Origin of the sequence: Micromonospora sp. NPDC000121 (assembly GCF_042899165.1) — a bacterium.
Classification (GTDB): domain Bacteria; phylum Actinomycetota; class Actinomycetes; order Mycobacteriales; family Micromonosporaceae; genus Micromonospora.
Genome location: NZ_JBIAZP010000001.1, coordinates 1,173,927 through 1,196,719, shown reverse-complemented (window position 1 = coordinate 1,196,719; position 22,793 = coordinate 1,173,927). Strand labels below are relative to the sequence as shown.

Below are 22,793 nucleotides of genomic sequence, written 5' to 3'. Positions count from 1 at the left end.
TCTGCCGCCGGCCCGACCCGGCCCGACTCCCCCGCGTCGGGGAGATCGGTGACACGGCCGGCGGCCGGACCGCGGTGCGCGGCGGGGCCGGTCCGGCCGGGGTGCTGTCCCCTGCCGCCGTGTCGACCGGTCCGGCCCGGGCGCTTTCCCCTGCCGCCCTGTCGACCGGTCCAGCCCGGGCGCTTTCCCCTGCCGCCCTGTCGACCGGTCCAGCCCGGGCGCTTTCCCCTGCCGCCCTGTCGAACTGAATCGTTTGCGACATCAGCCCGACAGGGCCGGCCGACAGCGGCGGGCGGCAGGCAGCGGCAGGCCAGCAGGCAGCGGCAGGCCCGCAGCGGCAGGCGGCGGGGCGTCAACGGTGCTCGTCGACGTAGCGCTGCGGGTCCTTGTCGGTGAAGGGCAGGTCGCGGCCGTTCCGGTGCTCGCCGTAGAAGGTCAGCCAGCGGCGGCCCAGCTCGGCGCGCAGCTCGACGCTCGCGTGCCGGCGGAAGTCCGGCAGCGCCTCGTCCTCCTCCTCGGCCAGGTGCTCGCTGTTCTCCCGCCGGGCGGCCCACACCGCCGCCCACCACTGCTCGGAGCCCACCGGGTGCAGCTTGGACTCGGCGACCGCGTCGCGGATCTTGTTGTGGTCGCCGATCGCGTCGACCGTCTCGGCCTCGCCGTCGTCGCCGTGGCGCACCAGGTGCGGGTAGAGGATCGCCTCCTCCGCCTCGGCGTGGATGTCGAGGTGCAGGGCGAGCGCGTCCCAGATCGCCAGCAGCTCGTGCTCGTCGCGGGCGTCGTCGAGGCGGGCGAATCCCCGCCGGAAGGCGGCGTGGTCGTCGAGGATCATCGCGGTGATGTCGTCCATCGGGCTCACTTCCGGTTCGGGCGCGGAACGAAGCGGACGGTCCCGAAACTACCCCCGTGTCCGGTGCGCCAGGCCCGTTTACGGCGGCCGGCGCCGGCCGGGGTGAGCGGCGATAGGGTCGGTGACCGTGACCTACCTCGCCGCGGATGAGCGCTACGACCAGATGACCTACCGCCGCAGCGGGCGCAGCGGGCTGCGGCTGCCCGCGATCTCGCTCGGGCTGTGGCACAACTTCGGCCCGGACCGGCCGTACGAGCGGCAGCGGGACATCGTCCGCCGCGCCTTCGACCTCGGCGTGACCCACTTCGACCTGGCGAACAACTACGGGCCGCCCCCGGGCGCCGCCGAGGAGAACTTCGGCCGGATGCTCGCCACGGACCTCAGGGCGTACCGGGACGAGCTGGTGATCTCCAGCAAGGCCGGCTACCTGATGTGGCCGGGCCCGTACGGCGAGTGGGGTTCCCGCAAGTACCTGGTCTCCTCGCTGGACCAGTCGCTGCGCCGGCTCGGGCTCGACTACGTCGACATCTTCTACTCGCACCGGTTCGACCCGGACACCCCGCTGGAGGAGACGATGGGCGCGCTCGACGCCGTCGTCCGCTCCGGCAAGGCGCTCTACGTCGGCATCTCCAACTACGACTCGGAGCAGACCGAGCGGGCCGCCGCGATCCTGCGCGACCTGGGCACCCCGCTGCTGGTCAACCAACCGTCCTACTCGATGCTCAACCGCTGGACGGAGGACGACGGCCTGCTCGACACGCTGGAGCGGGTCGGCGCGGGCTGCATCGCCTACAGCCCCCTCGCCCAGGGCCTGCTGACCGACCGCTACCTCGGCGGGATCCCCGCGGACTCCCGGGTGCGCACCAGCGTCTTCCTCAACGAGAGCGACCTCGACGAGAAGAAGATGGCCACGATCCGGGCGCTCGGCGCGATCGCCGAGCGGCGCGGCCAGTCCCTGGCCCAGCTAGCACTCGCCTGGGCGCTGCGCGACCCGCGGATGACCAGCCTGATCATCGGGGCGAGCAGCGTGCCCCAACTGGAGGCGAACATCGCCGCGCTGGACAACCTCGACTTCACCGCCGAGGAGCTGGCCGAGATCGAACGCCACCTCGGCTGATCCCGCCCGGCCCGCCGGCCGGCCCGGGGTCAGCCGGCGGGCGGAAGGAACGCGTCGAGCCGACGGCGTACGCCGGTCACGTCCAGGCCGTGCGCGATCGCGTGCTGGGCGGCCGTGCCGTACGCGCGCAGCTCCTCCCGGGCCACCCCGACCGAGAGGATCCGGACGCACAGCGGCAGCACCTCGGCCTCCACGGGCCGCCAGAGCAGGTTGTACCGCGGCTGGTTCGACACGATCCGGTCGAGGCCCATCTCGTCGGCGATGCGCCCTGCCGGGCCAGGTCGTCGAAGGCGCGCAGCCCGCTACGGCCCAAATTCCGATGCCTCATGCCGTCAGCTCCCCGTCGGCCGGCGCCGGCGCCAGCAACTGGTAGAGGATGTGGTCCTGCCACTCACCGGCGATCTTCAGGTACTGCGGCGCGATGCCGTACGGGACGAAGCCGTTGCGGGTCAGCACCCGCTGGGACGCCGTGTTGTGGATGAGCGTCTCGGCCTGGAGCCGGTGCAGCCCCAGCTCGCCGAAGGCCAGCCGGGCGGCCTCCGCCACCGCGCCGGTCGCGACGCCCCGGCCGTTGTGCGACCGGCTCACCCAGTAGCCGATCGCCGCCGACTGGAACGCACCCCGGGTGATGCCGTTGACGTTGATCCTGCCGATCAGCCGGTCGTCACCGTCGACGATGGCCAGTGGCACCATCGCGCCCCGGGAGTGGGCCTCCAGCGCCTGGGAGATGGCGTCACGCTGGGCGTCGAGGGTGAAGAAGGCGTCGTCGCGGGCGGGATCCCAGGGGGCGAGGAAGTCGCGGTTCTCCCGCAGCCGCTCGGTCAGCGGGACCGCGTCGTCGGGCGTGATGAGGCGTGTGTACCGCACGTTCATGATCTCCGTCTCGGGATCGGGCAGGTCACCGTACGGCAGCCGGGCCCGGCTCGACATGCCGTACCGCCGCCGCGACGGCCACCCACCCCCACGATCCGGTCGCGCCGAGCGCGGCGACCAGGAGCGCCGGGCAGAACACGTTCTGCGCCACCCCGTGCAGGTTGAAGGCGCCGAGGTACTCGGCCTGCGCCGACTCGGGGGCGAGTTCGTGGGCCAGGCCCCACGCCGAGGCCGCCTGCTGCAACTCGGCGACCGTCCCTTCCGACCGGATTAGGGGGTTGAACCCCTATTCCGTGGCCCCCACCGCGCGCCGGAGCCCCGCCGACCGCGCCGCACTCCCGGCCCCGCCGGTACGCCCGGCCACCGCCGCCCCACGGATCTCGGACGTCCTGCCGCTCGGGACGCAGAACGGCGGGCGGGCCGGTGGAGTGGCTCCACCGGCCCGCCCGGGCCCCGCAGGGTGTTTCGTCGTGGACCGTCAGAAGCAGGTGACGATGCCACCGATGGCCGGGTTGGCCCGCGCGTGGTACCAGACGTTGCCGGCCGAGTCCTCCATGAGCGCGCCCCAGAGCACGCAGCTCGGGCCCACGTACGTCTTGGCCGGGCCGGCGTAGTAGAACTTCAGCCCGTCGTCCTGCACCGCCGGCGCGTAGTCCGTGTCGACGTAGGCCATCGTGCGGGTCGCCACCCCCACGTACGCGGACTTGAGCGTGACGGTGCAGACGTAACCGGTCAGGTTGTTGCGCAGCAGGTGGATCGTGCCCAGCTGTTCGCCGGTGTCCTTGCGGATCGGGTCCTGATCCACCCGCGTGTAGCCGACGCCGCACACCGCCTCCGGCGTGTACGGGTTGACCGCCGCCTGCGCCGGGACAGCCACCACCCCGATCAGAGCCGCCGCCGCCGTCAGCGCGACGGCGATCCTCCGCATCACTCGGAACACCCCGTTTCCTCCCCTTCGTCCGAACGATCTGGTTGCCGGACCAGATTGGCAATTCCGCCGCCCGGGCGCGTATGGCGCTTCCCTACACCCACAAGGGCGTCGATATGTTCCCGGAGGCCACCCGAAGCTCGTCACCTGCGCAGTGCGCGGCGTTACATCGACAGCCGTCGACTATGACGTATCGCACGGTCAGATTCCGGTCACGGACAGATACGAGTCCGGTATCAGTCGCGCTCCGGACCCCCGGTCACGCCACCGGTGATGCTCGTACGCCTCGCCCACCTCGATGTCAGTCACCACGATGGGATCGACCTCGACGCAGGGCAACGGCTCGCGGTGACTGCACCTGGGCCCGCCTCATCCGGCACGGCAGTGGCACGTAGCGGCCCTGCGAGCACCGAAATACAAAACGCCCTGGTCGGGGGTTTCCCCCAACCAGGGCGTTTTCAAGGGTGGAGCCGAGGGGACTCGAACCCCTGACCCCCACACTGCCAGTGTGGTGCGCTACCAGCTGCGCCACGGCCCCTTGCGGTTGTCCCGGTCGCCCGGGCACGAGAGAACTATACACAGCCCCCGCCGCATGGTCATCTCGCGGGGGTCCCCACCCGGCGGCGGCTCAGTTGAGCGCCGGGTCCGGCGGGAAATGGGCGACCGCCGCCATCATGCCGCCCTGCCGGCGCAGCACCATCGGCCACAGGTCGTCGGGCCGGTCCACGAAGCCGTCGCCGGGAAGCGCGTCCAGCACGAACCAGGAGCCGTCCTCGATCTCCTGCTCCAACTGCCCCGAGCCCCAGCCGGAGTAGCCGGCGAAGACGCGGATGCCGCCGATGCCCTCCCGCAGCCGCCCGGGGTCGACCGACAGGTCGAGCGTGCCGACCGCGCCGGAGATCGGGTGGAAGCCCCTGAGCCGCTGCACGGGGTGGCGCATCCGGGCCAGGCAGATCGCCGAATCGGGCTGGACGGGCCCGCCCTCGAAGAGCACCGCCGGATCGCGGGCCAGGTCGCTCCAGTCGCCCAGCACCTCGGCGACCGGCACCTCGGTCGCCCGGTTGAGCACCACGCCGAGGGCGCCGCCGGGCTCGTGCGCGACGAGCAGCACGACCGTACGGTCGAAGTTCGGGTCCTTCAGCGCCGGCGTCGCGACCAGCAGCCGCCCGGCCATCGACCCCGTAGCCCGCCCGCCGATCGCCTGCCCCTCTCCCTGCATGTCGGACCCCCGTCAGACCGACCGCACCGGGACGCCAGGGGGCACCGGTGCCATCCGCGCTGTCAACGCCATGCCTGGCACCATAGCCTGCCCCCGGGGCGGTGGCTAAGGTCTGACGGTCGGGTGATCGACAGACATGAGGGAGGACCGATGGGCGTCACGGCGGAACTCGCGGTGATCGGGGGCTCTGGGCTCTACGCGCTGCTCGACGGGGCGACCGAGCACGAGGTGGACACGCCGTACGGGCCGCCGTCCGACGCCGTCACCATCGCCGAGCTGGGCGGCCGGCGGGTGGCCTTCCTGCCCCGCCACGGCCGGGACCACCGCCACCCGCCGCACCTGATCCCCTACCGGGCCAACCTGTGGGCGCTGCGTTCCCTCGGCGTACGCCAGGTGCTCGCCCCGTGCGCGGTGGGCGGGCTGCGGCCGGAACTCGGGCCGGGCACGTTCGTGGTGCCGGACCAGCTCATCGACCGCACCAGCGGGCGGGCGCAGACCTACTACGACCGGGGCGCGGTGCACGTCTCGTTCGCCGACCCGTACTGCCCGGTCGGCCGGCGTACGCTGCTCGCCTCGGCGGCGCGGCGGGACGTCCCGGCGGTGGACGGCGGCACGGTGGTGGTGGTCGAGGGCCCCCGCTTCTCCACCCGCGCCGAGTCGCGCTGGTTCGCCTCGATGGGCGGCGCGGTGGTGAACATGACCGGGCACCCGGAGGCCGTCCTCGCCCGGGAGCTGGCCCTCTGCTACTCCTCGATCGCCCTGGTCACCGACCACGACGCGGGCGTGGAGGGCGGCGGCGCCGTGACCCAGGAGGAGGTGTTCCGGGTCTTCGGCGAGAACACCGACCGGCTGCGGGGGCTCCTGCTGGACGCGGTCGCCACGCTGCCCGCCGAACGCGACTGCGACTGCGGGCGGGCACTGGACGGCATCAAGCTCCCCATCACGCTTCCCTGAGGGGCGGGCGAGCGGCGAAAAGCCCGAGATGCCCGGGGCGCCCCGATAGATTGGGGGGCGATGGCAACGGTCCGCGACACCACGTACGACCTGCTCCGTGCCCTCGGCATGACCACCGTCTTCGGCAACCCGGGCTCCACCGAGGAGCCGTTCCTGCGGGACTTCCCGGACGACTTCCACTACGTGCTCGCCCTGCACGAGGCGTCGGCGGTCGGCATGGCGGACGGCTACGCCCAGGCCACCGGCCGGCCGGCGCACGTCAACCTGCACACCGCGCCCGGCACGGGCAACGGCATGGGCAACCTCGTCACGGCGTGGCACAACCGGACCCCGCTGATCGTCACCGCCGGCCAGCAGACCCGGGAGATGCTGCTGCTCGAGCCCCGGCTGACCAGCAGGCGGGCCACCGAGCTGCCCCAGCCGTACGTGAAGTGGAGCCACGAGCCGGTCCGCGCGCAGGACGTCCCGGCGGCGCTGATGCGGGCGTACGCGACCGCGGTGCAGCCGCCCGCCGGGCCGGTCTTCCTCTCCCTGCCCCTCGACGACTGGGCGCAGCCCGCCGACCCGCCCCCGCCCGTGCGGACGGTGGCCACCCGGTTCGCGCCCGACCCGCAGCGGCTGCGGGAGTTCGCCGCCGTGCTGGCCGCCAGCCGCGCGCCCGCGCTGGTGCTCGGCGCTGCCGTGGACCGGGCCGGCGGGTGGCCGGCCGCGGTGGCGCTGGCGGAGCGGCTCGCCGCCCCCGTCTGGTCGGCCCCCGCCCCGGAGCGGGCCGCCTTCCCGGAGGACCACCCCCACTTCCGCGGGGTGCTGCCCTTCGCGATGGGGCCACTGGCGGAGGCGCTGGACGGCCGCGACACCGTGCTGGTCGTCGGCGCGCCGGTGTTCCGCTACTACCCGCACGTGCCGGGCGACCATCTGCCCGACGGCACCCGGCTGTTGCACGTCACCGACGACCCCGACGAGGCGGCCCGCGCCCCGGTTGGCGACAGCCTGCTCGGCGACGCGGGGCTTGCCCTGGCCGCCCTGGTCGACCTGCTGCCGGCGACCGACCGGCCGGCACCGCCGCCGCGCCCCGACCCGCCTCCGCCGCCGGACGGGCTGCCACCGGCACCGGACGCGCTCTTCGCGGCCCTGGCCCGGCACTGGCCCGCCGACGGGGTGCTGGTGCAGGAGTCGCCGTCCAACCTGCCGGCGCTGCGCCGCCGGCTGCGCAGCACCCGACCCGGGTCGTACTTCACCATGGCCAGCGGCGGCCTCGGGTACGGCCTGCCGGCGGCCGTCGGCATCGCGCTGGCGCAGCGCGACACCGGCCGGGGCCGGCCGGTGGTCGCGGTCATCGGAGACGGCTCGTTCCACTATTCGGTGCAGGCCCTCTGGACCGCCGCGCGGCTGCGCCTGCCGCTGGTCGTCGTGGTGCCGGTCAACCAGCAGTACGCCATCCTGAAGTCGTTCGCCGACTTCAAGCACACCCCCGGGGTGCCCGGACTGGACCTGCCGGGGCTGGACGTCACCGCCATCGCCCGCGGCTACGGCTGCACAACCACCGTCGTGACACACCCGGACCAGCTCGGCGACGCACTGGCCGCCGGCCTGCGGGCGGACGGCCCGACGGTGCTGCCGGTGCCGGTCAGCACCGAGGTGCCCCGGCTCCTGTGACCCGCCACCCGGCCGGCGCCGGCCCGCCTCCCGCGAGCCGGCGCCCCGTCAGCTCGTCGTGAGCCGCAGCGGCGCGCCGGTGACCACGTCGAGCACCGTCCGGTCGCCGAGCGGCGCCTTCAGCGTGGCGGTGACCGGTTCGAGCTTCAGCATCGCGTTGCACGGGCCGGTGGCGGTGGTGACGACGCCGCCGACCACCACCACGTCGTCGTGCTCCTGCACCAGCGGGGTGATCCCGGTGTCGCAACTGCCCACGCCGAGCCGCCAGGTCAGCGTGGCGCCGTCGACGGACCGCAGGTCCTGGGCGCTCACCACGCCCTGCGGGGCAGGACTCGACGGCGCGGCCGGCTCGGGTACGGCGGTGACGGCCGTGGGCGCCACGGCGACCCGGGCCACCGGCGCGGAGAGTTCCTCCACGGTGAACAGCCACGCCGGCACCTGCGCCTCGCCGCGGCTGGTGCGCACGGGTGCCGTGCCCAGCTTCACGGCGGTGACCGTCAGCGGGACGCAGGCGGTCTGCGGGGTGCTGCTGACCGGGCCGTCGGGGCCGGGCTCGACGGTGGGGCCGCCGGTGCCGGGCCGGCCGGGGAACTTCGGCCCGGCGGGGCCCTTGGGCCGGCCCCCGCACGGCGGCGGGTCGCCCTGGTCGAGCTGCCCGTACGCCGTGGCCGCGCTGACCAGCGGCACGGTGAGCGTGCCGTCCGGGAACCGGATGGCGCCGTCGGCGGGCTTCTCCGCGGGCAGGGCGACCTGGTCGCGGTACCAGCCGTTGAGGAAGGCCAGCTTGGTGTCCTCGGTGAAGCCCGGATCGCCGAGCAGCACCGTCGGGTCCTGCATCGGCACGTATCCGGTCGTCCACGCCGGGGTCGGTCGCCACGCCTCGGCGACCTCGGTGGCCCGGGACGTGAACGCCATCCGGCGGGGATCGCCGTCGGAGAGCTCGATCGGCTTGGAACCGGCCGCGGCGCACCCGGCGACGATCATCAACAGTGGCAGGCCCAGCAGGGCGGCGGTACGGCGCATGTCGGTTGGACGACGGGTCGGCGCCGCCGGTTCCCGCGCTCAGGTCTCCCCGCCGAGATCCGTCTCGTACGCCTGCCAGATGAGGTCCGCGCCGCGCTGCCGGTGCCGGGCGAGGGCGCGCGCCAGGTGCCCGGCCCGACCGAGGAGGTCGTCGGCCGACGCCTCCGGCAGTTCCGCCGCCCGGTGCAGGGCGGCCAGCGCGGCGGCGATCGCGGCGTGCTCCCGGGCCAGCAGCCGCACCCCGTGCTCCAGCCGGGGCGCCTGGCCGAGCAGCTCGGCGTAGAGCCCGGCGGGCCCCTCGGTGACCCGGACGTGCTCCGCGAAGCCCTGCCGCACGGGCCCGAGCCGGAGCAGGAACCGCTCCCGCCAGCACGGCTCGGCCGGCGGGGCCGCCAGGGCCCGGGTGAGCGCGTGCAGGTCCCCGAGCAGGGTGGCCGGGGGCCGGCGGGCGGCGGGCGGCCGGAGCGCCCCGGAGACGGTGGACGGCTGCTGGATCGGACCGGTGACCATGGGCGCACCTCCCGCGTGGCGTCTGACCGCGTACAGCGATGGTGGACCCGGGGCGTTTGCCCTGTCCAGAGGCGGCGGAGCCTCATCCGCCCCGCTGGCCGCGAGAGCCCCAGAGACCCCAGCGACCCCACCGGCCCCACGGATGACCCCGCCCCTGCGGCCCGCGTCCGGGCCCGGAAACGACGATGCGCCCCGGTCCGGTGGACCGGGGCGCATCGACTGGTGGTGGAGGTGCCGGGAATCGAACCCGGGTCCTTCGCCGCCTTGTCAGGGCTTCTCCGAGCGCAGCTCGCTGTGCCTCTACTCGGCCCCTCCGATCACGCGAGCGAGTCGGTGTGACGGGCCCAGTCGCTGATTGATCTCGCCGCACGGACCCCGCGACCGGGTCCGGTTGGCCAGCCTTCTAGCTGATGCCGGCTAACTGGGTCGAAGGCGCTCCCAGGCCGACAGACTTGCTACTCGCCTCAGGCGGCGAGAGCGAAGTCAGCGCGATTGTTCTTGGCGCTTATTGGTTTCCGACGAACGATTCTCGAGACGACGTCGGCTTCCTCGGCTCGCTTCCCCTGCCGCAACGTACGAAGTCGAAACCAGTCACCCCCTCGACGGGCCGCCCTTGTGGCGGCTCCACCAAGCCTAACGCCTGCCGCAACGGGTTTCATCCCGAGCCCCGGCTCGGCGCGTCGACCCGGACAAAGCGGTCATATCAGTCATCCATCCCCTTGCCGCGCCGGCCGGAGACCCGGGCGATCTCCCGGTCCGCGTCCCGCTTGGCGAGGTCCTGCCGCTTGTCGTACGCCTTCTTGCCCTTGGCCAGGGCGATCTCCACCTTCGCCCAGCCGTCGGAGAAGTAGACCTGCAACGGCACCATGGTCAGGCCGCCCTCGCGGGTCTTGCCGATCAGCCGGTCGATCTCCAGCCGCTTGAGCAGCAGCTTGCGGGTCCGCCGGGGCTCGTGGTTGGTCCAGGTGCCCTGCGTGTACTCCGGGATGTGCATCCCGTGCAGGTAGAGCTCGCCGTTGCGCTCCTGGGCGAACGCGTCAACCAGCGACGCGCGCCCGGCCCGCAGCGACTTGACCTCGGTGCCGGTCAGCGCCATGCCCGCCTCGTACGTGTCGAGGATCGAGTAGTCGTGCCGGGCCTTCCTGTTGGAGGCGACGACCTTGCGTCCCTTTTCCCGTGGCATCGGCGCCACCCCCTTTCCGTGTGATCCGCGCCCGGAGCGACCGGCCGCGGGGCGGAGATCATGCTACCCGAACGACAAGGACCCTCCCGCGCCGTTTATTCCTGGCGCGGAAGGGCCCGTCGAGCCGTACGGAGGTTAGACCCGCAGGTAGAAGCGAAGGGTGACCCAGGCGGTGACCGCGCTGACCAGGCCACCGACGCCGGCCATCAGCGGGAACATCACCAGGATGTCGCCCCAGCCCACCGGAGAGAGCAGACCCTGCAACGCCTGCAACGACCCGTCGAAGAGGAGGTACTTCGCCGCGATCAGGGCTCCCAGGCCGAGCAGCGAGCCGATCAGGCCGGCGACCACGGCCTCCAGCACGAACGGCGCCTGGATGAACCAGTTCGACGCCCCGACCAGCTTCATGACCGCGACCTCGCGACGCTTGCTGTACGCGGCGACCTGGATGGTGTTGGCGACCAGGAGCAGCGCGGCGACGGCCATCACGATCGCGGCGGCCAGGGCGATGTTCTGGATCGAGGTGAGGATATCGAAGATCTTGTCCAGCAACTGGCTCTGGTCGACGATCTCGTCGACGCCCTCGGTGTCCTTGTACTGGTCGTAGATGCTCTTGTACTGCTCGGGGTTGTTCAGGTTGATCCGGAACGACTCGGGCAGGCTGTCCGCCTTGACGGCGCTGAGCAGGTCCGGAGCGTCCTGGAACATCTCCTGGAAGCGCTTGTACGCCTCGTCCTTGTTGACGTAGACGACCTCCTTGACCAGCGGGTCGCCCTTCAGCTTCGCCTCGAGCGTCTCACGCTGCTCCGGGGTCACCTCCTGAGTGAGGAAGATCGAGACCTGGATGTTCTTGTAGTAGAGGTCCTTCATGTCGTCGACCTGGCGGTACATGAGACCGCTGGCGCCGAGCATGGTCAGCGAGACCGCCATCGTGATGATCATCGCGATGGTCATGGTCACGTTGCGCCACAGTCCGACCAGTACCTCGGACAGGACGTATTTCACGCGCATCGGGATTTCCTCCGGGTCTCCGGCATGAGGTGTTCGTCGTCAGGCTGCGCAGGGGTGGCGTCGGCTCAGCCGTAGACGCCGCGGGCCTGGTCGCGCACGATGCGGCCGCTCTCGATCTCGATGACCCGGCGACGCATCTGGTTCACGATGTTGGAGTCGTGCGTGACCATCACGACGGTCGTGCCGGTGCGGTTGATCCGGTCCAGCAGGCGCATGATCTCGATCGAGGTGTCCGGGTCCAGGTTTCCGGTCGGCTCGTCCGCGAGCAGGATCAGCGGACGGTTCACGAACGCTCGGGCGACGGCCACCCGCTGCTGCTCACCACCGGAGAGCTCGTGCGGGTAGCGGTGCTCCTTGCCACCGAGCCCGACCAGCTCCAGCACCTCCGGCACGACCCGGCGGGCGACCGCCTTGGTCTTGCCGATCACCTCGAGGGCGAACGCCACGTTCTCGTACGCGGTGCGGTTCGGCAGCAGCCGGAAGTCCTGGAAGACGCAGCCGATCGAGCGCCGGAAGTGGGGTCGCTTCCACGAGCGCATCGAGGTGACGTCCTTGCTGTTGACGATGACCCGCCCCTTATTGGGCGAGACCTCGTGCAGCAGCAGCTTGATGATGGTGGACTTGCCGGAGCCGGAGGGACCGATGAAGAAGACGAACTCGCCCTTCTCGATCGAGACGGACACGTTGTCGAGCGAAGGCCGGGACGCCTTCGGGTACGTCTTCGTCACTTGCTCAAGCTGAATCACGGGTGGAGAGTCTACGCGGTGTAACCGGAGAGCCAAGCCCACGCCCCGCCGTTGCGAGGCGCATCATCTATTTGTGGGGTTACGCGGAGATCGAAGACGCGCTCCGCCCGCAGCGGATCACGCAGCGTCGCCGGCGAGCTCCTGCTGCTTACGCCACCGGATCCCAGCCTCGATGAAGCTGTCCAGGTCGCCGTCGAAGACCGAGGACGGGTTGCCGGTTTCCTGCTCCGTCCGCAGATCCTTCACCATCTGATACGGGTGCAGGACGTACGAGCGCATCTGGTCGCCCCACGCGCCGGTGGTCTCCTTCTTCAGGCCCTGGAGCTTGGCCTGCTCCTCCTGGCGCTTGACCTCCAGCAGCCGCGCCTGGAGCACCCGCAGCGCGGACGCCTTGTTCTGCAGCTGGGACTTCTCGTTCTGGCAGGTGACCACGATGCCGGTCGGGATGTGCGTGATCCGGACGGCGGAGTCGGTGGTGTTGACGCTCTGCCCGCCCGGGCCGGAGGAGCGGTAGACGTCGATCCGCATCTCGTTCTCGGGGATGTCGATGTGGTCGGTCTGCTCCACGACCGGCAGCACCTCGACCCCGGCGAAGCTCGTCTGCCGGCGGCCCTGGTTGTCGAACGGGCTGATCCGCACCAGCCGGTGGGTGCCCGACTCGACACTGAGCGTGCCGTAGGCGTAGGGCACCTTCACGGTGAAGGTGGCCGACTTGAGGCCCGCCTCCTCGGCGTAGGAGGTCTCGTAGACCTCCGTCGGGTAGCCGTGCCGCTCGGCCCAGCGCAGGTACATCCGCAGCAGCATCTCGGCGAAGTCCGCCGCGTCCACGCCGCCGGCGCCGGCCCGGATGGCGACCAGCGCCTCCCGGGAGTCGTACTCGCCGGACAGCAGGGTGCGGACCTCCATCTCCTGGATGGCCTTGGTCAGCCCGGCGATCTCCGACTCGACCTCGGTGAGCACCCCGGGGTCGGACTCGGCCTCGGCCAGCTCCAGCAGCACCCCGGCGTCGTCGAGGCGGGAGCGGAGGCTGGAGAGCTTGTTGATCTCGCCGTTGACGTACGACAGCTGGGAGGTCACCTGCTGCGCCTTGGCCTGGTCGTCCCACAGGTCGGGCGCGGAGGCCTCCTGCTCCAGGCGCGCCTTGTCCTCGCGCAGGCGGTCGACGTCGAGCACCGACTCGATGTTGCGCAGGGTGGCGTCGAGGTCCTTGAGCTGTTCGGCGTAATCGGCAGCGGTCACGACAGACAAGGGTACTGCTCGTGCGAGGAGTGAGCTTGCGAGCCCCGCAGTCATGAGCGAAAAGATGACCCGCTCGTGCGAGGAGTGAGCTTGCGAGCCCCGCAGTCATGAGCGAAAAGATGACCCGCTCGTGCGAGGAGTGGTCCCGCGGGCTCCGGTCAGCCGACCGGGGCGCTCTTCAGCCAGGACAGGGCCGCCTTGTGGTAGGCGACGGCGAACTCCAGCGCGCTGGCGTCGTACGTCTCGCCTTCCTTCTTGGCGTTCTTGACCTGCTCGCGGACCTTGGCGAGCGCCTCGGTGTGGTATTCGTTGGCCGCGGCCTGGAGGTTCTTGAGCTGGCTGGCGGAGTGCAGGTCGCCGAAGGCGATCCGCAGGGCGATCGGGTTGCGGATGGTGTCCCGCCCCGGGTCCTCCGTCAACCAGCGCGAGAATGTCCGTTTTCCAGCGGCGGTGATCGCGTACGGCTGACTGGAGCGCGGCCCGGGCTTGCCCATTCGGACGAGACCCCGCTCGGCCAGCACCGGCAACTCGCGGTAGACCTGGCTACGGGTCATCGACCAGTACGGCGCCAGCCGGCGCTCGGCGGCGGCCATCAACTGGCCACCTGTCATGGGGCCCTCATGGAGCAGCCCGAGCAGGGCCGCCGCCGTGGGGTTGACTCCGGAATCCGCCATGCCCATCACGCTGCCACTTTGCTGACGTGGCGTCCAGGATTTCACGGTTTCGCCACCCGGTAGGGCTTCCTATGTGCACTGTCGGCGCGAGACAGTCGGTGCCGGCCCGTCGATGCCTCAGAGCCGGCTGCGCAGCTCCCACAGCTCCGGGTAGAACCGGCTCTCCACCCGGGAGCGCAGGTACGCTCCGCCGGCCGAGCCTCCGGTGCCCGGTTTGGTGCCGATCTGCCGCTCGGCCATGAGCACGTGCCGGGCCCGCCACAGCGAGAACGCCTGGTCGTGCGCGACCAGCGCCTCCGCGAGGTCCCACAGCGGCCCGAACCGCTCCCGGTCGGCGGCGATCGTCGCGTACGCCGTGAAGCGCGCCTCCGTCTCGGAGACGTCGAAGCCGGCCCGGGCGAGCACGGCCAGGAAGCCGTCCCAGAGGCTCGGCTCGGCCAGCCGCCGCTCCAGCCGCTCCCGCTCGACGTCGGGCAGCCCCCGGAACCGGCGCAGGTAGTCCGGGTCCTTCAGGCCGGAGAGGAACTCGATCTCCCGGAACTGGGCGGACTGGAAGCCCGAGGCCGGGGCGAGCTTGGTGCGGAAGGCCAGGAAGTCCTGCGGGGTCATCGTGTCGATGACGTCGACCTGGCCGATCAGCACCCGCTCCACCGCGTGGCAGCGTTCCAGCCGCACCCGGGGCAGGTAGGTCTCGCCGGCCAGCATCCGGTCCCGGGCGTCGGTCAGCTCGGCGAGCAGCAGCTTGAACCACAGCTCGTAGACCTGGTGGATGGTGATGAAGAGCAGCTCGTCGTGGGAGGCCGGGTCGGACTCCGGCACCTGCGCCGCGAGCAGGTCGGCCAGCCGCAGGTAGTCGCTGTAGGTGAGCAGGCCACCCTGCTCGCCGAAGCGGGGGTCGTGCGCGGGGGTGGGGTGGGTCACAGCGGCCACGGTACCGCCGCCGCCCCACCCCCGCCCGCCGGCGGCGGACGCCCCCGGCGATGCACCGCGGGTGCCGGTAAGAAAGGGCACCTTCCTATACACCAGGCGATAGGAAGGTGCCCTTTCTTACACCTCAGCCCATGTGCGGGTACGTGTGGTCCGTCGGCGCGACGAAGGTCTCCTTGATCGTCCGGGGCGACATCCACCGGACGAGGTTGTGCCAGGAACCGGCCTTGTCGTTGGTGCCGCTGGCCCGGGCGCCGCCGAAGGGCTGCTGCCCGACCACCGCGCCGGTCGGCTTGTCGTTGATGTAGAAGTTGCCGGCCGCGTACCGCATCCTCTCGGCCACCGCGTCGACCACCCGGCGGTCGGTTGCGAAGATCGAGCCGGTCAGCGCGTACGGCGCGATGGACTCGGCCTGGCCGACCACGTCGTCGAAGCGGGCGTCGTCGAAGACGTGCACGCCGAGGATCGGCCCGAAGTACTCGGTGGTGAACGTCTCGTGCGCCGCGTCGGTGCACTCGAACAGCGTCGGCCGGACGAAGTATCCGACGGAGTCGTCGGCGGTGCCGCCGGCGAGCACGCGGCACGCGTCGTCGTCGGAGATCAGCTCCAGCGCGGCCGTGTGCCGGTCGAACGCCTTGGAGTCGATCACCGCGCCGCCGAAGTTGCCGAAGTCGGTGACGTCGCCGTAGGTGAGGGACTCCGTGGTGGCGGCCAGCCGGTCGCGCAGCCCGCCCTCCCAGAGGGACCGCGGGACGTACGCCCGGGAGGCCGCCGAGCACTTCTGGCCCTGGTACTCGAAGGCGCCCCGGATCAGCGCGGTGTGCAGGGCGTCGACGTCCGCGCTGGTGTGCGCGACGACGAAGTCCTTGCCGCCGGTCTCGCCGACCAGCCGCGGGTAGCCCCGGTAGCGGGAGATGTTCGCCCCGACGGTCTTCCACAGATGCTGGAAGACCTTCGTGGAGCCGGTGAAGTGGATGCCGGCCAGGTCCGGGTCGGCGAGGACGACGTCGGAGACCTCCTCGCCGCGCCCGGTGACCATGTTGATCACGCCGGGGGGCAGGCCGGCCGCCTCGAACAGCCGCATGGTGAAGTGCGCCGCGAACTGCTGGGTGGGGCCCGGCTTCCAGACCACCGTGTTGCCCAGCAGGGCCGGCGCCGAGGGCAGGTTGCCGGCGATCGCGGTGAAGTTGAACGGGGTGATCGCGTAGACGAAGCCCTCCAGCGGGCGGTGGTCGAAGCGGTTCCACACCCCCGGCGACGACATCGGCTGCTCCTCCAGCAGCTTCCGGGCGAAGTACACGTTGAACCGGAGGAAGTCGACGAACTCGCAGGCCGAGTCGATCTCGGCCTGGATGGCGGTCTTCGACTGGCCGAGCATGGTGGCCGCGTTCAGGGTGTCCCGCCAGGGGCCGGCGAGCAGCTCGGCCGCGCGCAGGAAGATCGCGGCCCGCTCCTCGAACGGCAGGGCCCGCCACATCGGGGCGGCGTCCTTGGCGGCCTTGACCGCCGCGCGGGCGTCCTCGTGGTCGGCGTGGGCGGTGACCCCCAGCACGTGCGCGTGCTTGTGCGGCTGCACGACGTCGATCGACTCGCCGCCGGCCATCCGCTGCTCACCGGCGATGGTCATCGGCAGGTCGATCTGCTCGGCGGCCAGCTCGGCCAGCCGCCGCTGGAGCCGTTCCCGGTCGACACTGCCCGGCTCGTAGTTGCGCACCGGCTCGTTGCGCGGCTCGGGTACGGAGAACACGGCGTCCATCAGGGCTCCTGGCGATCTCGACAGCGGTGGCGAAATCGGACCCGCGGGCACCGGCCGGACGACCGGCGCCGGACGCCGCGGGGTGGACCGGTCGCGGCGGCGGGACCTCGCCCGATTGTTCCACGGCGCGGCCCCCGTCCCCGCCCCCACCACCGACCGACCAGGGCGGGCCCGGCGGGCGCGTACGCTGGGTGGCCGGTGAACTGCCGGCCCCGCCGAGGGCCGGGCGTCCGTCGGAGGGAAGAGGATGACCAAGCAGCCCGGCAGCTCCGCCGCCGCGGAGCCGGACCAGCCGGCTCCGGCCGCCGACGCCACCGCCGCCGAACCGGGCCCGGCCGACGCCGCCGGGTCGGACCAGCCGGCTGCCGATGGCGACGGGGTCGCCCCGGCGCTCGCGCCCGGCGCACCGGTGCTCGCGCTCCTGGCCCTCGGCTGGCTGGCCGCGATGCTCTGGTCGACCCGCGAGGCGATCAACTCGGCGGCCGCCGGGGTCACCGCCATCAGCCTCTCCGCGTTCGCCCTGCCGGGGGTGATCTCGGCCGCGCTGGTCGCCGGCGCCGCCTTCGCCCTCTTCGGCGTCGACCTGCTCGCCCGCCGGGGCAGCGACCGGGTCACCCTGCGCTTCGTGGCCGCGATCGGCACCGGTCTGCTGGTGGCGCTGGCCGCCGCGTTCGCGATCAACCTGACGTACGCGGACAACGCGACCACCAACGTGATCGCCGGCACCACCGCCGCCGCGGCGACGATCGGCGGGGCCATCGCCGGCGCCCGCAGCGCGCCCGTGGTCGGGGCCGTGGTCGCCGCCGCCCTCGGCACGCTCGTCTTCGTGGTGGCCTTCAGCCGGGCCCGCGACCCCCTGTTCGACCTCTTCGGCGCCGGCGACACCCAGGAGTCGCTGCTCACCGCCGCCAAGTGGGTGTCGCGCACCGAGTCGCTGCTCGCCGGCCTGGTGGCCGGGCTGCTCGCCTTCGGCTACCTGACCTGGGCCCGGCGCCGGGCCGCCCGGCGGGAGGCGGCGACGCCCGCGCCGCGCTGGCCGGCGTACCTGCTGGCCGGGGCGGGCCCGGGCCTGCTGCTGCTCCTCGCCGAGGTGGTCATCCGGGTCGGCGGGCGCTCCCTGCTGGACCTGGCCGGCGCGTTGAGCGAGGCGGACGCGGTGGCGCAGACCTCGCTGGGCACCTCCCGGGTCGACAACGGCATCTGGGTCCTCTTCGTCGGCGCGCTGACCGCCATGATCGCCTTCGGCCGCACCCTGGGCCCGGCCCACGCCGACGACGACGAACCGGCCGAGGCCGCTCCCACCCGCTGACAGCCCGCGGCACGGGCCTGGTCGGCCCGGGTCAGGAGGCGGCGTGGAGCAGCAGGTCCAGCTCGGAGACGTCGTACCACTCCAGCTCGTGGTCCTCGGCCCCGTCGACCGTGAACTGGGCGTCCGGGTCGCCCGCGAGGGCCTCGGTGACCACCTCCGCCGCGGCGGCCACGTCCTCGACCGCGTCGGCGCCGTCCACGTGGATCGCGGCGACGGCGGCGACGGGCACGGGCGCGCCCAGGTCGACCACGCTGGAGCCCAACTCCCCGTCGCCCCGGCCGACCGCCGAGGCGGGCAGGTCCACCGAGACGACCACGCGGCGGCGGGGCGCGTCGCGATCGGCCCGGAGCAGTTGGAGCGCGTCCTGGGCGGCGCGGGTGAAGGCGACGTACTCCAGCTCCTCCTCGTCGCCCTCGGCGTACCACTCGCGCAGGGTGGGCGTCACCGCGTGCGCGGCGGCCACGGGAAGCCCGGGCCCGCGCAGGAGGGTCAACATCGGGACGGTCGCCGGCACGTACACCCGGACAAGCTCCTCGGTCACCGGTCGTCTCCCCTGCTCAGGTCCTCCACCGGCCTCCGCCGGTCCGCGCCGATCATGCCGTACGCCGTGACCGTCATACACCTCGCACCTGCCCGACGGAAGCTCCCGGCCGGTGTGTCCCGCCGGGCGGGTCGCCGCAGGTCCCGCCCGCCGGCTGGGCGGCGTCGGCGGTCGGTGGCAAACTGAGCCAAACGACGTCAACCCCGGGAGTTTCCGTGGAACCGAGGTTCCTGCTGCTCTCCGACGTGGCCACCGAGCTGAACGTGTCGGATTCGCAGGTGTACCACATGGTGCGCAGCGGCGAGCTGCCGGCGATCAAGATCGGCGGGCGTGGCCAGTGGCGCGTCGAGCGTGCCCGGCTGGAGGAATACATCGAGCGCAAGTACGCCGAGACCGCCGAGTGGGTGCGGAGCAACCCGCTGGCCGAACGCGACCCGGAGTAACCGACCGAACCCCCACCGGCATTGACCGCCGGCTCTGTCGTGTCCGAGAATGAGAGTCAGTCGAAGGCAAACGAAGGCAAACACAAGATCACGGGAGGTCCCGGATGACCGACTCGCGCCGTCCCGGCCCGCCGCGCCCTCCCGTCCGGCTGCGCCCCGCGCCCTCGTTCGAGCCCCCGTTCGCCGACGACGACGCCGCCCACTGGCCCGCCCCCGCGCACGCCCAGCTCGTCCTCGACCTGTTCGAGCCGGTCCGCCCCGACGCCGACCGGCCGCCCGGCCGCCGGGCGCGGGTGTCGCCCGCTCCGGCGGGACCCGGCCGCGGGTCCGCCGCCCCGCTGCCCCCGGGCGCGCTGGTGACCGCCACCCCCGAGGCCACCCGGGCCGCCCACCGCTTCGTCCGCACCTGCCTGGAGGTGATCAACGGCTATCGCCCGCCCGGGCAGCTCCGCCCGCTGCTCGACCCCGCCCGCGCGGCCGGGCTGTTGCCCGAGGTCGCCCGCGCCACCGCCCGGTCCGGCCCGGCGCGTCGCCGGTCCACCCGGCCCGTCGTACGGCTGCGTCGGCTGCGCGTGTGCGAGCCGCGCGCGGCGGCCGTGGAGGCGGCCGCGGTGCTTGCCGGCGCGGGCGGGCGCACCTGGGCGATGGCGCTGCGCCTGGAGCACCGCCGCGGCACCTGGCTCTGCACGGCCCTCCAGGTCCTCTGAGACGGATCGAGCCGCGGTCGGCGAGGACCGCGGCTCGATTCGCTCCGGCGGGGCGCAGCCCCGCTCACCTGCTGGTCAGGCGCCGCCGTTGGGCGCGCCGTGGCAGCGCTTGTACTTGCGGCCGGAACCGCACGGGCACGGCGCGTTGCGGGACGGGCCGTTGCCGGCCTCCGCCTGCCCCGGCGCCGGGCGCCGCGCGGCGCTCGCCGCGACGACCGGGCCGCGCCGGCCCGCCGCCGGGCGCTGCGGCGCGGTCGGGGCCGTCGTCCCCGGCGCGGCCGGGGCGGCCGGCTCCGGCTGGCCGACGCCGAGCGCCGGCGCCTGCTCGTCCGCGCGCTCGACGGCCACCGCGCCCGCGCCGGCCTCGCCGTCGATGGTCGGCGCCGAGTACTGGAGGCCCTGCTGCTGCGGCGCCCGGCCCAGGCCCTTGGCCCGGATCTCGACCGGCTTGTCGAGCAGCTTGACCTCCTCGGCCTCGGGCTCCGGCTGGTTGACCTGGACCTCGACGTTGTAGAGGAAGCCGACCGTCTCCTCCTTGATGCCGTCCATCATGGTGGCGAACATGTCGAAGCCCTCGCGCTGGTATTCCACCACCGGGTCGCGCTGGGCGTACGCCCGCAGGCTGATGCCCTCCTGGAGGTAGTCCATCTCGTAGAGGTGCTCGCGCCACTTGCGGTCGATCACCTGGAGCAGGACCATCCGCTCCAGCTCGCGGGTGCCCTCCTCCCCGAGCTGCTCCTCGCGCCGGTCGTACGCGGCGTGCGCGTCGTCCTTGAGGCGGGAGAGCAGGAAGTCCGCGTCGATGCCCGCCCGCGAACCGCCGGCCTCCTCCTCCAGCTCCTCGATCGTCACCCCGACCGGGTAGAGCTGCTTGAGGCTGGACCAGAGCTGCTCCAGGTCCCAGTCCTCGCCGTAGCCCTCGGAGGTGGCCCCCCGCACGTACGCCTCGACGACGTCGTCGATCATGTTGCGGACCTGGTCGGAGAGGTCCTCGCCGTTGAGCACCCGCAGGCGCTCGGCGTAGATCACCTGGCGCTGCTTGTTGAGCACCTCGTCGTACTTGAGGACGTTCTTGCGGATCTCGGCGTTCTGGCCCTCGATCTGGGCCTGCGCGCTCTTGATCTGGCGGGTGACCATCTTCGACTCGATGGGCACGTCCTCCGGGATGTTGAAGCGCTCCATGACCGCCTCGACCGCCCCGGAGCGGAAGCGCTTCATCAGCTCGTCCTGCAGCGACAGGTAGAACCGGGACTCGCCCGGGTCACCCTGCCGGCCGGAACGGCCGCGCAGCTGGTTGTCGATCCGGCGGGACTCGTGCCGCTCGGTGCCCAGCACGTAGAGGCCACCGGCGGCGGCGACCTCCTCCGCCTCGGCGTCGCAGGCCTGCTTCCACTTGGGCAGGACCTCCTCCATCGCCTTGGCGTACTCCTCCTCGTGCTCGATCGGGTCGAGGCCACGCTGGCGCAGCTCGTTGGCGGCGAGGAACTCGGCGTTGCCGCCGAGCAGGATGTCGGTGCCGCGGCCGGCCATGTTGGTCGCGACGGTGACGGCGCCCTTGCGGCCGGCCTGGGCGACGATCTCGGCCTCGCGCGCGTGGAACTTGGCGTTCAGCACGGAGTGCGGGATGCCGCGACGGCGCAGGAGCTGGGAGAGGATCTCGGAATTCTCCACCGAGACGGTGCCGACGAGCACCGGCTGGCCCACCGCGTGCCGCTCGGCGATGTCCTCCACCACGGCGTTGAACTTGGCCTTCTCGGTCTTGTAGATCACGTCCGGCCGGTCCTGCCGGACCATCGGCCGGTGGGTCGGGATGGTCACGACGCCGACCTTGTAGACCTTGTTGAACTCGCCCGCCTCGGTCTGCGCCGTACCGGTCATGCCGGAGAGCTTCTCGTAGAGGCGGAAGTAGTTCTGGAGGGTGATGGTGGCCAGGGTCTGGTTCTCCTGCTTGATCTCCACCCCCTCCTTGGCCTCGATCGCCTGGTGCATGCCCTCGTTGTAGCGGCGGCCGTGCAGGATGCGCCCGGTGAACTCGTCGACGATCAGGACCTCGCCGTCGCTGACGATGTAGTCCTTGTCGCGCTTGAAGAGCTCCTTGGCCTTGATGGCGTTGTTCAGGTAGCCCACCAGCGGGGTGTTCACCGACTCGTAGAGGTTGTCGATGCCCAGCCGGTCCTCGACCTTGGCGACGCCGCGCTCGGTGACGGCGATGGTCCGCTTGGCGTGGTCGACCTCGTAGTCGCCCTCGCCGTCCTTGCCGGGCTGGAGCCGGGCCACCACGCCCGCGAACTCCGTGTACCAGCGGGCGGAGTGCTCGGCCGGGCCGGAGATGATCAGCGGGGTGCGGGCCTCGTCGATCAGGATCGAGTCGACCTCGTCGACCACCGCGAAGTTGTGGCCGCGCTGGACCAGCTCGTCCCGCGACCAGGCCATGTTGTCGCGCAGGTAGTCGAAGCCGAACTCGTTGTTGGTGCCGTAGGTGATGTCGCACTCGTACGCGGCGCGGTGCTCGGCGGCCGGCCGGTTGGGCAGGACCACGCCGACGGTGAGGCCGAGGAACTCGTGCACCCGGCCCATCCAGGCGGCGTCGCGCTGGGCCAGGTAGTCGTTGACCGTGATGACGTGCACGCCGTTGCCAGAGAGCGCGTTGAGGTAGACCGGCAGCGCCGAGGTCAGGGTCTTGCCCTCACCGGTCTTCATCTCGGCGATGTTGCCGAAGTGCAGCGCCGCGCCGCCCATCACCTGGACGTCGTACGGGCGCTGGCCGAGCACCCGGGCAGCCGCCTCCCGGCAGACCGCGAAGGCCTCCGGCAGCAGGTCGTCGAGGGTCTCGCCGTCGGCGAGCCGCTCCTTGAACTGGTCGGTCATGCCGCGCAGCTCGTCGTCGCTGAGGTTGACGTAGTCGTCCTCGATCGAGTTGACGGCGGCGGCGATGGCCTTCAGCCGGCGCACCATACGGCCCTCGCCCGCGCGGAGGACCCTTTCCAGAATCGACACGGATCAACGCTCCCCTAGACAGTCTCGAACCATCGTAGGCGCTCCATCGGCACGATGGTCACTGGTGGCGGCCCTCCGACCCGGCGAAACCGACATAACTCGCTCGCCGCGCGCCGCACCCCGCCGTAAT

At 72.2% G+C, this 22,793-nt stretch carries 23 protein-coding genes, 1 tRNA gene and 1 other RNA gene; 6 read left to right on the top strand and 19 right to left on the bottom strand.

What is annotated here, in order from left to right:
* Positions 1 to 352: 352 nt before the first annotated feature.
* Positions 353 to 850 (bottom strand): hemerythrin domain-containing protein, encoded by a 498-nt coding sequence (locus tag ACFY23_RS05780; protein WP_350684934.1) that lies wholly within the window; start codon positions 848 to 850, stop codon positions 353 to 355.
* Between the two features lie 121 nt (positions 851 to 971).
* Between ACFY23_RS05780 and mgrA the strand changes: the two genes are divergently transcribed.
* The gene (gene mgrA, locus ACFY23_RS05775; protein ID WP_350684933.1) at positions 972 to 1,967 is read left to right on the top strand and encodes an L-glyceraldehyde 3-phosphate reductase; all 996 of its coding nucleotides are present in this window, start codon (positions 972 to 974) and stop codon (positions 1,965 to 1,967) included.
* Between the two features lie 29 nt (positions 1,968 to 1,996).
* On the opposite strand, the gene ACFY23_RS05770 is transcribed toward mgrA, so the two are convergent.
* The 6 genes from ACFY23_RS05770 to ACFY23_RS05745 all read right to left on the bottom strand — a co-directional run bounded on the left by ACFY23_RS05770 (position 1,997) and on the right by ACFY23_RS05745 (position 4,987).
* Entirely contained in the window at positions 1,997 to 2,218 is a 222-nt protein-coding gene (locus ACFY23_RS05770; RefSeq protein WP_350684932.1) for a hypothetical protein, read from the bottom strand.
* Between the two features lie 73 nt (positions 2,219 to 2,291).
* The gene (locus tag ACFY23_RS05765; protein WP_387035841.1) at positions 2,292 to 2,840 is read right to left on the bottom strand and encodes a GNAT family N-acetyltransferase; all 549 of its coding nucleotides are present in this window, start codon (positions 2,838 to 2,840) and stop codon (positions 2,292 to 2,294) included.
* A 25-nt stretch (positions 2,841 to 2,865) separates the two neighbouring features.
* Positions 2,866 to 3,084: a hypothetical protein gene (locus ACFY23_RS05760; RefSeq protein ID WP_350684931.1), complete on the bottom strand. Its 219-nt coding sequence runs from the start codon at positions 3,082 to 3,084 to the stop codon at positions 2,866 to 2,868.
* Positions 3,085 to 3,318: 234 nt separating this feature from the next.
* Positions 3,319 to 3,768: a hypothetical protein gene (locus ACFY23_RS05755; protein ID WP_350684930.1), complete on the bottom strand. Its 450-nt coding sequence runs from the start codon at positions 3,766 to 3,768 to the stop codon at positions 3,319 to 3,321.
* 465 nt (positions 3,769 to 4,233) lie between these two features.
* Positions 4,234 to 4,306 (bottom strand) — tRNA-Ala (locus ACFY23_RS05750).
* A gap of 90 nt (positions 4,307 to 4,396) precedes the next feature.
* The gene (locus ACFY23_RS05745) at positions 4,397 to 4,987 is read right to left on the bottom strand and encodes a YqgE/AlgH family protein (protein WP_350684929.1); all 591 of its coding nucleotides are present in this window, start codon (positions 4,985 to 4,987) and stop codon (positions 4,397 to 4,399) included.
* A 150-nt stretch (positions 4,988 to 5,137) separates the two neighbouring features.
* Between ACFY23_RS05745 and ACFY23_RS05740 the strand changes: the two genes are divergently transcribed.
* On the top strand, positions 5,138 to 5,941 hold the full coding sequence (locus ACFY23_RS05740; RefSeq protein WP_350684928.1) for an S-methyl-5'-thioadenosine phosphorylase: 804 nt from the start codon (positions 5,138 to 5,140) through the stop codon (positions 5,939 to 5,941).
* A 60-nt stretch (positions 5,942 to 6,001) separates the two neighbouring features.
* Positions 6,002 to 7,597 carry a benzoylformate decarboxylase gene (mdlC, locus tag ACFY23_RS05735; RefSeq protein ID WP_350684927.1) on the top strand — a complete coding sequence of 532 codons (1,596 nt, stop codon included), beginning with the start codon at positions 6,002 to 6,004 and terminating at the stop codon, positions 7,595 to 7,597.
* A gap of 48 nt (positions 7,598 to 7,645) precedes the next feature.
* Here the strand turns inward: mdlC and ACFY23_RS05730 are convergent, their stop codons facing one another.
* The 10 genes from ACFY23_RS05730 to pruA form a co-directional block, all read right to left on the bottom strand.
* The gene (locus tag ACFY23_RS05730) at positions 7,646 to 8,620 is read right to left on the bottom strand and encodes a hypothetical protein (RefSeq protein ID WP_350685620.1); all 975 of its coding nucleotides are present in this window, start codon (positions 8,618 to 8,620) and stop codon (positions 7,646 to 7,648) included.
* A gap of 39 nt (positions 8,621 to 8,659) precedes the next feature.
* Positions 8,660 to 9,130: a hypothetical protein gene (locus ACFY23_RS05725; RefSeq protein ID WP_350685621.1), complete on the bottom strand. Its 471-nt coding sequence runs from the start codon at positions 9,128 to 9,130 to the stop codon at positions 8,660 to 8,662.
* Between the two features lie 223 nt (positions 9,131 to 9,353).
* Positions 9,354 to 9,729, bottom strand: a transfer-messenger RNA (tmRNA) gene (gene ssrA, locus ACFY23_RS05720).
* A gap of 104 nt (positions 9,730 to 9,833) precedes the next feature.
* Entirely contained in the window at positions 9,834 to 10,313 is a 480-nt protein-coding gene (smpB, locus tag ACFY23_RS05715) for an SsrA-binding protein SmpB (RefSeq protein WP_350685622.1), read from the bottom strand.
* Between the two features lie 135 nt (positions 10,314 to 10,448).
* A complete protein-coding gene (gene ftsX, locus ACFY23_RS05710) occupies positions 10,449 to 11,324 on the bottom strand; it encodes a permease-like cell division protein FtsX (protein ID WP_350685623.1) in 876 nt (291 codons plus the stop codon).
* 65 nt (positions 11,325 to 11,389) lie between these two features.
* Positions 11,390 to 12,070, bottom strand: a complete 681-nt coding sequence (gene ftsE, locus ACFY23_RS05705; protein WP_091097362.1) for a cell division ATP-binding protein FtsE — start codon at positions 12,068 to 12,070, stop codon at positions 11,390 to 11,392.
* A gap of 117 nt (positions 12,071 to 12,187) precedes the next feature.
* Positions 12,188 to 13,309, bottom strand: coding sequence for a peptide chain release factor 2 (gene prfB / locus ACFY23_RS05700; RefSeq protein WP_350685624.1), 1,122 nt, complete (start codon positions 13,307 to 13,309; stop codon positions 12,188 to 12,190).
* A 158-nt stretch (positions 13,310 to 13,467) separates the two neighbouring features.
* Positions 13,468 to 13,983 carry a PadR family transcriptional regulator gene (locus tag ACFY23_RS05695; protein WP_350685626.1) on the bottom strand — a complete coding sequence of 172 codons (516 nt, stop codon included), beginning with the start codon at positions 13,981 to 13,983 and terminating at the stop codon, positions 13,468 to 13,470.
* 117 nt (positions 13,984 to 14,100) lie between these two features.
* Entirely contained in the window at positions 14,101 to 14,904 is an 804-nt protein-coding gene (locus tag ACFY23_RS05690) for a tryptophan 2,3-dioxygenase family protein (RefSeq protein ID WP_350685628.1), read from the bottom strand.
* 133 nt (positions 14,905 to 15,037) lie between these two features.
* Positions 15,038 to 16,666: an L-glutamate gamma-semialdehyde dehydrogenase gene (pruA, locus tag ACFY23_RS05685; RefSeq protein ID WP_350685629.1), complete on the bottom strand. Its 1,629-nt coding sequence runs from the start codon at positions 16,664 to 16,666 to the stop codon at positions 15,038 to 15,040.
* A 247-nt stretch (positions 16,667 to 16,913) separates the two neighbouring features.
* Here pruA and ACFY23_RS05680 point away from each other — a divergent pair, with 247 nt between their 5' ends.
* Positions 16,914 to 17,975, top strand: a complete 1,062-nt coding sequence (locus ACFY23_RS05680) for a hypothetical protein (RefSeq protein ID WP_350685630.1) — start codon at positions 16,914 to 16,916, stop codon at positions 17,973 to 17,975.
* A 31-nt stretch (positions 17,976 to 18,006) separates the two neighbouring features.
* Here the strand turns inward: ACFY23_RS05680 and ACFY23_RS05675 are convergent, their stop codons facing one another.
* Positions 18,007 to 18,516: a DUF6912 family protein gene (locus tag ACFY23_RS05675; RefSeq protein WP_350685631.1), complete on the bottom strand. Its 510-nt coding sequence runs from the start codon at positions 18,514 to 18,516 to the stop codon at positions 18,007 to 18,009.
* A 215-nt stretch (positions 18,517 to 18,731) separates the two neighbouring features.
* Between ACFY23_RS05675 and ACFY23_RS05670 the strand changes: the two genes are divergently transcribed.
* Entirely contained in the window at positions 18,732 to 18,959 is a 228-nt protein-coding gene (locus tag ACFY23_RS05670) for a helix-turn-helix domain-containing protein (RefSeq protein ID WP_350685633.1), read from the top strand.
* Between the two features lie 104 nt (positions 18,960 to 19,063).
* Positions 19,064 to 19,666, top strand: coding sequence for an Rv3235 family protein (locus ACFY23_RS05665; protein ID WP_350685634.1), 603 nt, complete (start codon positions 19,064 to 19,066; stop codon positions 19,664 to 19,666).
* Between the two features lie 75 nt (positions 19,667 to 19,741).
* Here the strand turns inward: ACFY23_RS05665 and secA are convergent, their stop codons facing one another.
* A complete protein-coding gene (secA, locus tag ACFY23_RS05660; RefSeq protein ID WP_350818849.1) occupies positions 19,742 to 22,663 on the bottom strand; it encodes a preprotein translocase subunit SecA in 2,922 nt (973 codons plus the stop codon).
* Positions 22,664 to 22,793: the final 130 nt, after the last annotated feature.